The organism is Nonomuraea sp. NPDC049637 (assembly GCF_040675235.1).
Taxonomy (GTDB): Bacteria; Actinomycetota; Actinomycetes; order Streptosporangiales; family Streptosporangiaceae; genus Nonomuraea.
On the sequence record NZ_JBFAOM010000020.1, the window covers coordinates 50,490 to 64,714 of the forward strand.

Genomic DNA, 14,225 nt, shown 5'->3' on the forward strand with positions numbered 1-14,225 from the left:
TCAGCCGTACAGGGTGGGGTTGGGACGACCGGTGCGGAGTCCGGCCGTCAGCGTCGACCACGACGCCCAGCCGATCGCGAGCCCCAGCCCCCGCCCCCGCCCTCGGGACCATGGCTTGCGCAGTAGACCGAACCCCAGACCGGCGGCCAGGCCGGCGAGGGCGATCAGGACCCCGGTGTAGGTGAGAACGCCCGCGACCAGCATCGCGCTGAGAAGCCTCATGGAGTTGCGACTACTGGGTGGTGGTGACTGTAGAGGCGTTGAGCGCTGCTGCTGCTGCTGCTGCGGCGGCTGCGAGTTCAACGCCCGCACGTGTGACGGCGGCGGCAACGGCCGCGGCTGTGACAGGGGCGGCGGCAACGGCCCCGGTCGTGGGGACGGCGGCGGCAACGGCCCCGGTTGTGACGACGGCGGCGGCAACGGCCCCGGTTGTGACGACGGCGGCGGCAACGGCCCCGGTTGTGACGACGGCGGGGGCAACGGCCCCGGTTGTGACGACGGCGGGGGCGACGATGGAGGCGACGGTGGTGGCCAGTTCTGGTGCTGCCCCGGCGGGCCCTGTGGCGGTGGCGTCGTCATCCCGCTACCTCTGGCCGACAGGCGATGCTACGTGCCGAACGATCAATGCCTTCACCTATGCGTACAGGCCGGGGTTCAGCCCCGTGCAATATCCGGCCGAGACGATCGACGCCAACGCCCATCCGATCATCAACCCGAGCCCCAGGCCGAACGACCACGGCTTGCGCAGGACGACCAGCACGATGCCCACGCCGAGCCCCAGGAGCAAGAGGAACCCCGCCGCGACGCCGATCGCCGCCGTGGACTGCACGCTAACGGCGAGCAGCCCGACCACCAGGTTGATCACCAGGTAGGCGAAACTCCCGGCCAGCGCCAACGCAACGGTCAGCCCGGCCTGCCGCCGCGGCTGCGGCGGCCCTACGGGAGGAGGCCCGGCTGGCGGCCCGCTGGGCGGCCCGAACGGAGGCTGCCCGGGAGGAGGCCCCGGTGGACGCTGCCCATACGGAACGTGCCCAGCCGCCCCAGACGCAGGCTGCCCGAACGGCGCCTGCCCAGACGGCCCGGACGGCCGCTGCCCAGACTGAGACCCAGGCACCCCTGGTGGACGCTGCCCAGACGGAGCCTGCCCCGACGGAGGCTGACTGGAGGGCGGCTGAATGGGCGAAGGCTGCCCGGACGAAGGCTGCCCGGACGAAGGCTGCCCGGACGAAGGCTGCCCGGACGAAGGCTGCCCGGACGAAGGCTGCCCGGACGAAGGCTGGCCACCGGGCGGCCCGGGTGGACGCTGTCCGAACGGAGGCTGCTCCGAGGGCGGCTCCCCCGGTGGAGGGGGCGGCGGCGTGGTCACGCCGTTCACCCTACGGGGCTAAAGCGACTCTGAGTAGTAAATCGCCGCCTGCACGCGGCTCTTCAGCCCCAGTTTGTTCAGCAGCCGGCTGACGTGCGTCTTCGTGGTGGCCTCGGCCATGTCGAGCTCCTTGGCGATCTCGGCGTTGGACAGGCCGCGGCCGATGCAGGCCAGCACCTCACGCTCGCGCGGGGTCAGGGCCTCCGGGTCGGGCGGCTCACGACGGGGCGGCTGGTCGGCGAAGGCGGCGATCAGCCGTCTGGTGACGCCCGGCGCGATCATCCCCTCGCCGCCCGCCACCAACCTCACCGCTTCCACCAGGGCATCGGCCTCGGTGTTCTTGAGCAGGAAACCGGCCGCCCCCGCCCGCAGCGCGCCGAAGACGTACTCGTCGACGTCGAACGTCGTGAGGATCAGGACGTCACTCACCCCCGCCAGCTCCCTGGTGGCGGAGATGCCGTCGAGACGAGGCATGCGGATGTCCATGAGGACGACGTCAGGGCGCAGATCGTGAGCCAACCGAACCGCCTGCTCACCATCAGCGGCCTCCCCCACGACCTCGATGTCGTCGGCGCCGTCCAGAATCATCACAATCCCGGCCCGTACGGCCGCATGATCGTCAGCCACCAACACCCTGATGCTCATGCCACGTCCGTTCCGCCATCACCGTTCCTGGGACGTTCACCATCCCTGGGACGCTCACCATCCCTGAGGTCTTCACCGTCGTCACCAGCGCTCTCATCCACCGGCGCCACCGCTGCCCCTCCGACCGCCCGCCACCGCACCGCCCGCCCATCCACAGCCCCAGCCTCCGGCCCCTGCACACCCGCACCCCGCCCCTCCGGATCCCGCGCCCCAGAAGCACGCACCTCCGCAGAACGACCACCCGAGACACGTCCACCGTCCGAAGCACCATCACCCAAGACACGCCCACCCACAGGACCGTCACCTGACCCACGACCGTTCGGCGGCCGACCATCGAGCGCCCGTGTACCGGGGTTGAGCGACGTCGGAAAGCCCGCCGCGATGCGCCACCCATCCCCCGACCGCCCCGCCTCGAAGAACCCTCCGACCAGCGAAGCCCGTTCGCGCATGCCGATCAGCCCCGCCCCCGAACCCGGCAGCCGAGCCCCCCGCCGCCCGACCTGGTTCTCGACCGTCAGGAGAACCTCCCCCGGTTCGTACGTCAGCGAGACGACGACCGGCGCCTCACCATGCTTGAGCGCGTTCGTCAGCCCTTCCTGAAGGATGCGATAACCGGCCAGGTCCACCGAAGCCGGCACCTCACGCAACTCCCCCTCGACCCGCAGCTCGACCGCCATCCCAGCCCGCCGCGTACGCTCGACCAGGTTCTCGGCGTCGGCCAGCCGCGGCCGGGTGGCCTCAAGCTCCGGCCCTTCCCCCTCGCGCCCGCCGTTGGCCTCCCGCAGCAGCCCGATCATGTCCCGCATCTCGGCCATGCCCTTGACGCTGTTCTCCCGTACGGACTCCATGACCTTGCGAACCGTCTCCCGATCCAGGTCCTTACGGGACAGAGCAGCCGTCGACTGGATGGCGATGGCGCTGAAATGGTTCGCGATCATGTCATGCAGCTCACGAGCCATCCGCGTACGCTCAGCCGCGATCGCGGCCTGCCGATCGAGCTCGGCCAGATGCGCGACCTGCTCGGCCCGCGCGCGTTCCGCGGCCGCCCGGTCGCGCTGCTCCCGCAGCACCCAGGCCGTGGTGACCGGCGTGACCAGCACCAGCCCCGCCTGGATCCCCATGACGGCCAGCAACCGCCAGTCCGCCGCGATGAACGCCGCCACCGCCCCGGCCACCACGGCCAGCACCGTCGTGATCCCGAGCAGCCACCGAGCGAGCCGCGCCGGCCCGTAGAGCGCCGCGGCGTAAAGATTGTCGGTGAACACCAGCACGGTCGCCAGCGACGGCCCCACCAGCCCGTCGATCGTGACGGCCACCACCCCCAGCGCCAGCGACCACAACGGGGCCCGCTGCCGCAGCAACACGGCCGAACAGGTGATCGCCAACGGCACCAGCAACACCCACACCGGCACGCCCCGACGCAGGTATCCACCAGCCAGAATCAGCAGCGCCCCCAGAACGAAGGCCGCCCCCGCCGCCACCCCAGGCGGCACCCTGCCCTTCTCCTGACCGCCGCCCCCGGAAGCCCCGCCCGCCTCGAACCGCCTCAACCACCGCGAACCCGCCCGCCCCCAGGCGTTCCACGGCAGCGGCACCGATCGCCACCACTGTGAAACCGACCGCGTCAAGGCCGTCGACCGGCCGGCGCCCCTACGCACCCGGACCACCCGGCCAGCTCCGGCCCCGCCCACACCCCGAACCACCCGAGCCGGCCCCCAGCGGCGCCCCGGACGGCGTCGCCCGACCCGCCACCGCCCGCGCCCCGGCGCCACAGCCCCTCACCGCCGCTCGTGTCATGTCCTCATCTCACCACTCCCGGACGCCGCCGCCGTCCTCCGAGGGTCAGCCTGTGGATACACCTTTCGATGTATCCACAGGCTCGTTTTCGCCGACGATGTGCCGGGCCGCGAATCCCCGCAAGCTGGTACACGTGATTGTCGCCATCCTCATCGGCTGCGAAATCGGCTTCTGGCTCCTCCTGGGCCTCGGCCTGGCCTGCCGCTACCTCTGGAAGCGCCGACGGCTGAGCACGGCCCTCCTGCTCTGCGTCCCGCTCCTCGACGTGGTCCTCCTGGCCGCGGCGGTCATCGATATGCGCGGCGGCGGCACGGCGGACGTGCGCCACGGCCTGGCGGCGGCCTACCTGGCCTACTCGATCGTCTTCGGCCACCGAACGATGCGCTGGGCCGACGCCCGCTTCCACCACCGCTTCGCCGGCGGCCCCCCGCCCTGGAAGCCTCCAGCAGGCGGACCCGCCCGGACCCGCTACGAGTGGGCGTTCTGGCTGAAACTGCTCCTGGCGTACGGAATCTCGTGCCTGATCCTCTTCGGCCTCATCTGGCTCGTGAACGACCCCTCGCGCACAAAAGCCCTGGTGGACTTCATGCTCAACCTCCTCAAGGTCCCCCTGATCGCCCTGATCTGGCCGGTGAGCCACACGCTCTGGCCCAAGAAGGAGCAGTCGGCTCGCCAGTGATCGCGGTATTCGGTTCGATGCACTGCACAGAACCCGCTATGCTTGCTTACGCAGCGAGCGGCCGTAGCTCAATGGATAGAGCATCTGACTACGGATCAGAAGGTTGGGGTTTCGAGTACCTCCGGCCGCACAGCAGGTCAAAGGCCCTCCGGGATCATCCCGGAGGGCCTTTTTCGTAGGCGTACAGCAGCGTTGTACAGCAACGCCGCCGAGCTTAACCGTCTGATTCGGCGGTCAGACGCTCATTCAGCCGGGCGAGCGCCTTGCGGGCCTCGGGACCCGGGATCTGCGTATAGACGTCCATGGTCATCGAGATCTGCGAGTGCCGCAGGATGCGCATCGCCACAGCGGGTGGACGTCGAGGGCGGCCAGGAGCGAGGCGCAGGTGTGCCGGGTGCGTGGACACGGATGCGTGGGACGTCCGCTCGGCGGCAGTGGTTCTCGAAGGCCCGATTGAAGTTGCGCGGCTCTATTGGCGTACCGGTACGGGTCGTGAACGTCAGGTCCGAGGTCTTCCATGCGTCGCCAGCCAATTTCCGCGCCTCCTCCTGGACGCGCTGCCGGTCCCTGAGTGCGGAAACGCACAGGCCACAGACTGGCAGCGAAGCGCGCTTGCTCCCTCAACAGCCGCATCTCGGGCGACACCTAAGGGGGGATCTATCCACGACGCCTTCAAAGGCGATGGTCTGGCTGCCGTTCGACGAGGATGGGCCTGGAGAGCTTCGGTCCTAGACTCGAGTCATGGCCAGGATTGACCGCGCCAGCCGACTGATCGCGGCACCACCGGCGACCGTATACGGCGCTCTCCTCGACCGGGAGTCGCTCGAAACCTGGTTGCCGCCGGACGGCATGCGCGGGCGGATCGAGCGGTGGGATGCCCGGCCTGGTGGGGGGTTCATGATGGTTCTCACGTACCTCGACCCCACCGACAACCCCGGCAAGACGTCAGACGCGACGGACGTCGTCAACGTCGCGTTCGTCGACCTGGTGCCACCAGAGCGCGTGGTGCAGCGGGCAGTGTTCGAAGCTGATGACCCGTCGTACGCGGGCACCATGACGATGACCTGGCACCTCGCTGCCGTCGGCGAAGGGACCGAAGTAACCGTCACCGCCACGGACGTACCGCCCGGCATCGACCAAGCGGTACACGAGGCCGGGATGGCCTCCTCGCTGGCCAACCTGGCGTCGCACGTCGAAGGGGCCGGATGACTCAGGTCGGCCTGCGACCGAGGGGCCAGCGCCATCGGATGAGGGGGTGGGCGGCCGGCCGGGGGGCTGTGTGCAGCAGTGGAATACAGCAACACCGCCTCACGTCATCACACTCCACTGGGCTGCATCTGCCATGTGACCAGGGCGAGGAGCCGTCTACTTTGTGACCGGCTCCCATCTGCAGGTGGGCGCTCACGTACCACTGCAGAGAGACACGATGTCGCCCAGTTGAGGCCGTGACGATCGCTCACTTCCCCCATCGCCGACCGTGGCTGGGGGGGATCGACGCCGAAGCCTCCTCCGTCAGGCACCGGCACCGGCACCGGCACCGAGTGACCATGGCGTAGGTGACAGCATCGCTGACTGCAACGTCCCCACGCATCAGCGCATCCGTGCCACCGTCCGCACGCCCTTGATCATTTTCTTGATCAGGCGAGCAGGGTAATTGCTCCGCTTGAGAAGCCAACAGTCCTCCTCGCAAGGGATCGGCCTCCTCTCCCAGAGCAGCACGTCGCATCGACTGACACTTCAGACCAATCCCGGCGATTCGGTTGCTGCGGTGAATGGAGCGCAGTCCAATGGCCTCACGCCTTGATCTCGAGCTTGGTCGTCGCACCCGAAGGAGTCACGTATGACCCGGGAGCAAGTGGAACAGGCCTTGCGCCGAGCCGAGCAACTCACGGATCAAGCCAAGCCCATTCTGGATCGGGCAATCTCGCTCATGGCACAGAACGTCTGGACCGGCCCAGCAGCTCGGCGCTTCGCCGACGAGCTGACCGCTCAGCGCCAAGCCCTGATCGGCGCGTGCACCGGTGCGGTAGACGAGCTGCGGGCGCTGTTAGCCCGTACGCCGGCAGACACTTCCGGCTAAGCCCATGGGTCAGCTGGAGGGCATGGTCCCCGAGGGAGTTCGCAGCCTGAAGGACACGCTGCACCAAGCTGAATCGTCGCTGGAAGCCATCGGCGAGGAGTTGTGGAACATCCTGCGCGGGTCCTGGCTGTCGACCGCCTCGGCCGACACGATCCGTCAGGTAGGGGCATGGGCCGGCGCACAGGGACCGGAGATCAACAAGCGGTTGGTGCTCCTGGAACGCATGGAGCTGGCCAAGCCCGAGATGTTCGGCGCTGGGAAGCCGGCGATCTCGGTCGACGGTTCGATGTTCGCCCCGGGAGCGGTCCTGCCCACGGCAGGCGGCTTCTGGGACCGTATCGGCCAGCAGATCCAGGACGCCTTCGACCCGAACCTGACCTCCGGCAACCAGATGACGGAAACGGCCAAGGGCACGGTGGAGAGCCTGGCCGGCTTGGGCAAGATGGCGATCGACTACTCTCCCACGCGGGCGGTCGTCGACTTCATGGGCTGGCAACGCAGCGTCAACGACCTGGGCCAAAGCCTGCTCTACGGCATTCAGGACCCGGTCGGGTTCGCCAAGTCCGTGCTGGACTGGGACACCTGGGCCGCCAATCCCGATCGGGCATTGGGCCGCCTCATCCCGGACATCGTGGCGGCCGTCACAACCGCCGGCTCAAGCGGCGCCGTCTCCGGCACCACCCGAGCCGTGGGAGCCCTGGGCAAGGCGGCCAAGAGCGTGATCAAACCCAAGCCAACGGCCACACTCTCACGCTTCGGGGAGCGCTTCGAACTCAAGGGAAAGGACGTGCCACCGCTGTTCCGGGGAGACGGCCGGACACTGGAGCGAATCTTCGAGAAGGGCATGACCGCTCGCGACCCGGACATGAGCGTCGAACAGCATCTCTCCGGTGAGAACGGTCTGATCGCCGCCTCGAAGAGCAAGAACGTGGCCCGAGGGTTCGCCGTCGGGCACAAGGGCTACATCTTTGAGATCGAGGACCGCGGGAACGGCATGGAGGTAAAGTACGGCCCCGGCTTCAGGCACCTCAGAGGCGAGCAGGAGGTCGTGTTCAAGCGGATCGATCCGTCGCAGATCAGAGGAGCCTGGAAGCCGGGCAAGTATGGAAGCGCTGACGACGTCTGGATTCCGAACCCCCACTACGTGCCGAGGTGAGCATGCACGACCTCGAATTGGTCAGCTTGGCGGACGAGTCCCTTCTGCCCTGCCAGGTGACAACGCAGACCGATGGCGAGACGTACGAGCTCCGACTGGATCGCGCAAGCGCTTCGCCGATCAGGGTTCACTCTTCGACCGACTTCGAAGACGCCCTGCGACAGCTGAGAGCAGAGCTGGAACAGCAGAACCTGCTGTTGCTCTGCAACAGGTACCGCCGCGATGCGTTCGTCTCCTCGATGTCACGTCAGATGAGCGAGGGCCTGTCGTGCTACGTAGTCGTCGCTGGGGAACCCGTGTCGCCGGAGTTGCTCGTCGAGAGCCTCGGACCTGCACCCAGAAGCGATGTCGTCACGGCTGAGGAGGCGTCGAAGTTCATCGATGAATGGATCGCCAGCTTCGACGATTGACGAGTCTCTTCGAACAGGCCCTCGGCTCCTGTGGCGCGCGGGCTGTCCAGCAGCACGTACAGCAACGCCATCTTACGCGATCACACCCGACCTTTCGTGTTTGTCAGGACAATCCCAGGCTCTTGCTAACACCTCTGCTAGCGGCGTGGCTCCCGCTGCTGCTTGATGTCCCTACAGAGGAAGCCGATCCGGCCGCCTGGCCCAGCATTCACCACGTGTCGCGAGAGCCGCTGCGCGGCGTCGATCATGGACTGTCGGGGTAGCCGCTTGAGTCGCCTCGGGAGCGAGCGTTGAACGAGCAGAGGGTAGGAATGCGGCGGTCTGAGCGTCTTTGGCATCTCGTCCGGTCCTACGACATGGGCGAGTGGTTCATGTCCGCGTGGGTCGAGGGTCTGGAGGTTTGGGAGGCCGCCCGTCGCCTGGGGGCATCGGTTGCGGAGGTGGATCACTCGACCCAGTGCACCTGGGCGAATGTCCTGCGTGGGCTGCCCGCTGATGATGACGCCGGGGTGGTCTGGGCAGGCCCGGTCACGGCGGATTGGACGCAGATCATTCAGGTGCGGGGGTTCGATTGCGACCAGGCTCTGCGAGATCTCTCCTACGGCGGACGGGCGCTGCAGGTGGGTTGGGACCTGAACGGGCCGCGTGATCTGGAGTACGCGATCAACGGCGAATACGTTACGGGCTTCAGCGTCACCGTCCCCGGAGAGCGCTGGGGTAGCGATCCTCAGGCGCTCGACCACCACGCTCAGGGGTTGCAGTTCGACCTCGACGACTCCAGTTGGCAGAGCGATCCCGACCTGCCGGCGGGCTGGCTGGAGTACTGCGCGTGGGAGGAGGCCCGGCTTGAGACAGGGCAGGACTACGGCGATGAAGACATCCCCGAGGAGTGGCAGGACTTCATTGCCCTGGCTCACAGCGGCTACAGCCCTCCGATGGCGACCTGCCTCACGTCAGCCCTGACGCTTGTTGGCAGAGTGACGGGCAGGGAGATTGACCGGGAGTGGATGAACGGGACTCACACCCGTTACGTGATCCGCGACAAGCACAACGGCTGAGCGCCGGTAACCCAGCTCAGTAGAAGGCCTCTGGACAGATCGCTTGATCAGGATCGGAAGGAGCAGCGGACTTCAGCGTTGGATTTCGCCTGGCTATTCTGCGGGCATCGTGGCGTTGGAAGCGGGGGGTACGTCGGGTGGGACGCTCTTGGGATCAGGCTCTGTTGATGCGTGTGGGGGTGGCGCTGTTATCTGTGATCACCTTGGCCCTGGTGTGGCTTCCTCGACACGCGGAGGAGGAGTCCAAACGGCCCACGCAGCTCCCCGTGTTGCCGCATATCGCACCGGTCAGCGAGGTCTGGCCAGAGGCTGTCAGCGTGGTGCCCGCTGAAAGAAAAGACGGTACGTGGCTATGGCCCATTGGATCACTCGGCCAAGATGAATTGCTCTTGATGAGCGATGAGCGTGCTCCGGAGTTCAGCAGCTTCAATACGCGGACCAAGAGGCAGCATGTCATGGCGCGAGCCCCCGAATGGGCGGAATGCGGTGGCTGCTTTGAGATCCAGAAAACGGCCCTCGGAACTACCCACGTGGCAATGATCATCAAGGGTTACGTGCCGGGCGCCTCTGCCGGTGGGCAACGCCACTACGAGGTATGGGCAATGCCGCGAGCAGGTGGATCCATGCGCATGGTGGCGCGTCTGCCGCTATCCGTGCAGGCTGAGGGCGCCCATATTGACGGCTTCCAAATCATCGGCGAGAACGTCGTGTGGTGGGGATACGACGGTGACATCTGGCGCGTCTCGCTCCATGGCGGGGAGCCTGAGCAGGTGCTTCCAGGTAGACGGCTTCGCGTGAGTTCGTGGCCATGGGCGTATGACAGATACGAGCGGATTGTGATCAATCTCGACACGGGCCAGGAGACCGAAGTAACCGAGGCTGAGGATTTCGAACATCGTCTTGCCTGCGGGCCCGCCTGGTGTGTCGGGGAAGACTGGCAGGAGCTGTGGAAGGTCACGCAGGCGACCGTGTTGCGCGTGGATGGTTCCGATCGCGTCACAGTGCCGGGAGATGCGCTCCTGATGAGGCCTCCGATCCGCGATCGGCTTGCTCTTCTCGGCGTCCCAACGGTCGCTGGGGACGACTCCATCCCTAACACCTGGGGGGCCGCAACCCTTGGGCATGTGATGCAGGTCTACGATCGCTGCACGCGTAAGGCCGCCATCCTCGGGTCCTATACCTTGACGAAGGCTGAGATGCCATGGGGAGAGATAAAGATCGGCGTGTGGCCGCAGGACGGTCCCGTCCTGTATTGGCGAACGACTCAGAATCGGCTGATGGTCGTCGACCTGGCACGCGTCGGTGTGTCTCCTTGCTCCGCATGAGCTGTCGAAGCGGACGACCTGGCTACGCGAGACATCAGGCTGGGGGGCGCGTCCATTGAGGTGGTGTACATCAGCCTCGTACGGCAACACCATCGCCCGCCGCCGGACCGTGTCTGCCACGTGAGCAGGGCATCGCACCACCATACGAGGCTGAGGGATCGGCTGTCGGCGGCCTTCTCCGTCGGGCCTTGCCAGTCGGATGACGCGCAGCTGGGGCAGCAACGTCTCCCTCCGCCGACACAGCTGTGGCAGCACCCACACGCTTCTGACCAAGGTCTTCACCAATCGAGCATGGTGGTTGCTCTGTCTGGGCAGCGGAAGGTCGGTTGGACCCGGCCGTGACCCAGACCTGCGTGGGTGCAACCCCGTGGCACTGCCAGGGTGGTCAGGTAGTACGCCGAGCAGCGAGTGTTGCTGGACGGCGCAGAACGATCATGCTCCGACGATGGGCCCCACAAGCATTGGGTGGTCGAGCATGTCCGGTCTGAACGGCACCCCGGTGACCTTGGCCGCCAGGGCGAAGCCCCTTGGCACGGCGGTGTCGTAGTTGTCCTCCCAAGCGGCGTCCCAGGCGGCCTCGTCCTCGGGCATGTCGAGCCGCATGCTCAGCTCCCGTATGAAGCCGTTGAGCCGGTCAGGGTCGGAGCCGTAACGCTCGTACGGGTGTCGCAGCTGGTAACCGGTGACAAAGGTGCCGTCAATCGCGTACGCGAAGCTGTGGTCGGCGTAGTCGTGCCGGGTGACCGCCACAACCTCACAGCCCTGCGACAGCTCGGTCACCACCGCGTGGGACGTCACCATCCAACCGTGGGGCTCGATGGCCACGCACCACTCGCCGGTTTTGAAGACGCCCACGTAGCCGCCGCCAAGCCCGCCGTCCGTCTCGAGGACGAACTCGTAGGCTTTGTCCTCGAGCCCGCGGAAGTCCGACTCCTGGCCGGAGCTGTCACCGCGGCTGAAGCGGCGCGTCACCTCCGCCGGGTCGAGCCCGCGGAAGAAGGCCACACTGAAGATCACACTCAACGCGCCGCCCGAGCCCTCGGGCAGGTTGAGCCACTGGAACGGGGCCAAGGGGTCGGATGTCGTCACGCGGGTCATGGTGGCAGGCCGTACCGACAATCAGTCGGGACTGGCGGCCATCTCGATGAACGCCCGCATTTGACGGGGTCCTGATCCATGCGGAGGAAGTGCTGTACAGCAACACCGCCTCACAGAGGCATTCTCCACCTGCTCGCATCTGCCTCTGAGGAAGGCCGTTGGCGAGGTGTCTACGGCTCAGGTGGTCAGGTGTCGTACAGGCCGTCCCATGGATCGTAGAAGCCGATGTTGTTCGGGTAGAACTCGGCGTGTTCTTCGCCTTCGAAGGTCTCTATGACGAGGCCGAACAGCACTCCGTCGAACGTGTGCTGGAAGGGCCGGATGGCGATGTCGTCGAAGCGGAGGCCCGTGAGCGTGTCGAGCCAGTGTTTCAGTCGCTCCTCGGCGCGGGCGACGGCCGAACGGTGGACGTCGTCGGCGCCGGTGTGCTCGATGCAGGAGCCGAGGTGGTGGCCGGCGGCGTCGAAGGTGTGCAGGACGGCGTACCAGCGCTTGCGCCTCGGCCAGTCGTCGGAGTGGATGTAGTCCTCCGGGAAGGCGGCTATGACGGAGCCGAAGAACTGGCCGCCGTCCCAATGGCCGATCGTGTCGGTGTGGTAGTTGGGTTCGTGAACGATGGGGATGATCTCGGGGACTGCCATGCGCTGGACAGTAGACGTCGGGACTGACAACACGTCTCTGCGGCTGAGGGCTCTGATGACCACGCGTTCTTGTCGGTGATGGATGGTGGTGGACGTCTTCGTTCCTGGTACGGATCAGACGGCCCTGGGCTTCGTGTACCGCATGCGAAAGACTCGCGGCCACTGGTCGCCATTCTCATTACCTGACGCGTAATCGCGGTACTTACGTGCCTGCTGCCATTGTTCAGGTGTCGAAACGAGCACTTGAAGGAGCCGAGATGACCGCCCTCACCATCACCGCTGACCGGACCAAGTTCCTGCGCTTCGCTCTTGTTGCGGACGCCGTCGTCACCGGCGTCAATGGGCTGGCGTACCTGGCGCTGGCCGGCCCCGCGAGTGACCTGCTCGGGCCCGGTGCGGGGCTGCTGCGCGAGATCGGGGTCTTCCTGCTCGTGTACGGCGCCGCCGTCGGCCTGGTGGCCGCGCGTCCCGCGATCAGCCAGAACGCCGTCAGGGCTGTCATCGCGTTGAACATCGTCTGGACCCTTGGCAGCGTGGCGGCCGTCGTGACCAGCGCCGTCGGGTTCAGCACGCTCGGGGCCGTCTGGGCCGTCGCGCAGGCCGTGGTCGTGGGGCTGTTCGCCGAGCTGCAGATCACCGGGCTGCGCAAAGCCCGTCGCTGAAGCCTGTTCGAAGGCATCGCCGGCGTGCGGGGTCGGCTGCTGATCCCGCCGTCGTTCGATGCCACGTGGTCGGGCCGGTCGCTTGCGATATGGAGATCGGTCCCGAAAGTGGGGCCTCCGGAGCGAGGTTCGTTCGTTTGTGGTCGGTGCGAGCGCCGGCCGGGATTTATTTCAGGCGCGATTCCGCCGTGCGTTCAATAAGGTGTCTCACATGCCAGGCCGGGGCGGGAGAAAGCGAAAGACAGATGTTGTGAGGCTGCGCCGTCACGCGGACTTGGCTTCGCCATCCAGGGGCGCGGAGATGGTGAGTACGGCGGCAGGGCCCGAGGGGGAACTCGTCGTTGTGTGGGCCTCGCAGGAGAACTCCGATGCGCCAACCGCACAGACTACGGCCCCCGGTGGGGCATCATTTCCTCATTCGCGTATGGCAGCGCCCGCCGCATTACAGGTCGCCACGTACCGTCCCCATCTGACGAGGTCGGTTCCCATCGCCCGGCGCTCACAGGTGCACAACCACGTCCAGCCGCTGCCGGACGGGGCCGTGCTGTTGGTGGGGGCGCGGTGCCGGTGGCGGGACGGAGCGGCCGAGTCCAACGCTGCCGTCTACGATGCCGACGGAAAACTCCTGCGAAAGGGCGTCCTGGGAGACGGAATCGCCGACGTGCAGACGACGCTTTCCGGCGACATATGGGTGAGCTATTACGACGAAGGCGTGTTCGGCAGCTCCGGATGGGGAGAGAAAGGCAGTCCTACCCCCATCGGCTCCCCCAGGCTGATCCGCTTCGGGGCTGACCTGGCTCCCGCGTGGCGATATCCGTACGACGGTGAGTTCGGCGCCATCTCCGACTGCTACGCGCTGAACGTGTCGGGAAATGAAGCGTGGGCCTACTACTACATCGACTTTCCCCTTGTGCGGGTACGAGCCGGCGCGGTTGCCGGCTGGTCCACGCAGGTGAGGGGCGCCCATGCGCTCGTTGTCGCCGGCGACCGGGTGGCGCTTGTCGGCGGATATGGAGAACATCGGCGCCGGGTGGTCACCGGGAGCATCAAGGGAGAAGGCTTGTCGGTGGATCGTCCCACCCGGCTGGTGATGCCCGACGGACGGCCGGTTCCCAGGACGGCGGCCGTGCTGGGGCGAGGCAGCGAGCTGCACGTCGTCGTGGGCACTACTTGGCTGAAGGTGGGGTTCGAGGACCTGGCGTCAGCCTGAGTGGTCGAACGGCACATGCGGAGTCTGTGTCAGTCGAGTGGCTGGCCAGTGTGACCCGGTCTGCGCCCGCCCCGTACAGCCGCCAGGCGTAGAGGCCG

16 protein-coding genes and 1 tRNA gene are annotated in these 14,225 nt (G+C 66.9%); 10 read left to right on the forward strand and 7 right to left on the reverse strand.

The features are described from left to right. The 4 genes from AB0J71_RS26355 to AB0J71_RS26370 form a co-directional block, all read right to left on the reverse strand. The gene (locus AB0J71_RS26355) at window positions 1-222 is read right to left on the reverse strand and encodes a hypothetical protein (protein ID WP_364416494.1); all 222 of its coding nucleotides are present in this window, start codon (window positions 220-222) and stop codon (window positions 1-3) included. A gap of 412 nt (window positions 223-634) precedes the next feature. After that, the gene (locus tag AB0J71_RS26360) at window positions 635-865 is read right to left on the reverse strand and encodes a hypothetical protein (RefSeq protein WP_352318128.1); all 231 of its coding nucleotides are present in this window, start codon (window positions 863-865) and stop codon (window positions 635-637) included. A gap of 519 nt (window positions 866-1,384) precedes the next feature. Next, window positions 1,385-2,011 (reverse strand): response regulator transcription factor, encoded by a 627-nt coding sequence (locus AB0J71_RS26365; RefSeq protein ID WP_352318130.1) that lies wholly within the window; start codon window positions 2,009-2,011, stop codon window positions 1,385-1,387. Then, entirely contained in the window at window positions 2,008-3,492 is a 1,485-nt protein-coding gene (locus AB0J71_RS26370) for a histidine kinase (RefSeq protein WP_364416496.1), read from the reverse strand. Before AB0J71_RS26370 ends, AB0J71_RS26365 begins: the two co-directional genes overlap by 4 nt. Window positions 3,493-3,941: 449 nt before the next feature. On the opposite strand from AB0J71_RS26370, the gene AB0J71_RS26375 reads away from it, so the two are divergent. Together AB0J71_RS26375 and AB0J71_RS26380 are read left to right on the forward strand one after the other, a co-directional pair. Further along, window positions 3,942-4,487: a hypothetical protein gene (locus AB0J71_RS26375; protein ID WP_364416498.1), complete on the forward strand. Its 546-nt coding sequence runs from the start codon at window positions 3,942-3,944 to the stop codon at window positions 4,485-4,487. Window positions 4,488-4,544: 57 nt separating this feature from the next. Beyond that, a tRNA-Arg gene (locus tag AB0J71_RS26380) sits at window positions 4,545-4,617 on the forward strand. Window positions 4,618-4,701: 84 nt separating this feature from the next. Here AB0J71_RS26380 and AB0J71_RS26385 read toward each other — a convergent pair. Next, on the reverse strand, window positions 4,702-4,827 hold the full coding sequence (locus AB0J71_RS26385) for a hypothetical protein (protein ID WP_352318177.1): 126 nt from the start codon (window positions 4,825-4,827) through the stop codon (window positions 4,702-4,704). 401 nt (window positions 4,828-5,228) lie between these two features. Between AB0J71_RS26385 and AB0J71_RS26390 the strand changes: the two genes are divergently transcribed. The 6 genes from AB0J71_RS26390 (at window position 5,229) to AB0J71_RS26415 (ending at window position 10,516) form a co-directional block, all read left to right on the forward strand. Next, window positions 5,229-5,696 (forward strand): SRPBCC family protein, encoded by a 468-nt coding sequence (locus tag AB0J71_RS26390; RefSeq protein WP_364416500.1) that lies wholly within the window; start codon window positions 5,229-5,231, stop codon window positions 5,694-5,696. A 631-nt stretch (window positions 5,697-6,327) separates the two neighbouring features. Next, window positions 6,328-6,567: a hypothetical protein gene (locus tag AB0J71_RS26395; protein ID WP_352318181.1), complete on the forward strand. Its 240-nt coding sequence runs from the start codon at window positions 6,328-6,330 to the stop codon at window positions 6,565-6,567. 4 nt (window positions 6,568-6,571) lie between these two features. Then, window positions 6,572-7,723 carry a hypothetical protein gene (locus tag AB0J71_RS26400; protein WP_364416502.1) on the forward strand — a complete coding sequence of 384 codons (1,152 nt, stop codon included), beginning with the start codon at window positions 6,572-6,574 and terminating at the stop codon, window positions 7,721-7,723. A gap of 2 nt (window positions 7,724-7,725) precedes the next feature. Next, window positions 7,726-8,133 (forward strand): hypothetical protein, encoded by a 408-nt coding sequence (locus AB0J71_RS26405; RefSeq protein WP_352318185.1) that lies wholly within the window; start codon window positions 7,726-7,728, stop codon window positions 8,131-8,133. A gap of 356 nt (window positions 8,134-8,489) precedes the next feature. Then, entirely contained in the window at window positions 8,490-9,191 is a 702-nt protein-coding gene (locus tag AB0J71_RS26410; protein WP_352318187.1) for a DUF6461 domain-containing protein, read from the forward strand. A 167-nt stretch (window positions 9,192-9,358) separates the two neighbouring features. Then, a complete protein-coding gene (locus tag AB0J71_RS26415) occupies window positions 9,359-10,516 on the forward strand; it encodes a hypothetical protein (protein WP_364416504.1) in 1,158 nt (385 codons plus the stop codon). 432 nt (window positions 10,517-10,948) lie between these two features. On the opposite strand, the gene AB0J71_RS26420 is transcribed toward AB0J71_RS26415, so the two are convergent. After that, complete coding sequence (locus AB0J71_RS26420; protein WP_364416506.1) at window positions 10,949-11,605, reverse strand: DUF6461 domain-containing protein; 657 nt, start codon at window positions 11,603-11,605, stop codon at window positions 10,949-10,951. Between the two features lie 194 nt (window positions 11,606-11,799). After that, window positions 11,800-12,255, reverse strand: coding sequence for a hypothetical protein (locus AB0J71_RS26425; protein ID WP_364416508.1), 456 nt, complete (start codon window positions 12,253-12,255; stop codon window positions 11,800-11,802). Window positions 12,256-12,512: 257 nt separating this feature from the next. Here AB0J71_RS26425 and AB0J71_RS26430 point away from each other — a divergent pair, with 257 nt between their 5' ends. Both AB0J71_RS26430 and AB0J71_RS26435 read left to right on the forward strand, forming a co-directional pair. Beyond that, a complete protein-coding gene (locus tag AB0J71_RS26430; RefSeq protein WP_352318194.1) occupies window positions 12,513-12,917 on the forward strand; it encodes a hypothetical protein in 405 nt (134 codons plus the stop codon). A 424-nt stretch (window positions 12,918-13,341) separates the two neighbouring features. Continuing rightward, window positions 13,342-14,127 (forward strand): hypothetical protein, encoded by a 786-nt coding sequence (locus tag AB0J71_RS26435; RefSeq protein ID WP_364416510.1) that lies wholly within the window; start codon window positions 13,342-13,344, stop codon window positions 14,125-14,127. The last annotated feature ends 98 nt before the right edge of the window (window positions 14,128-14,225 follow it).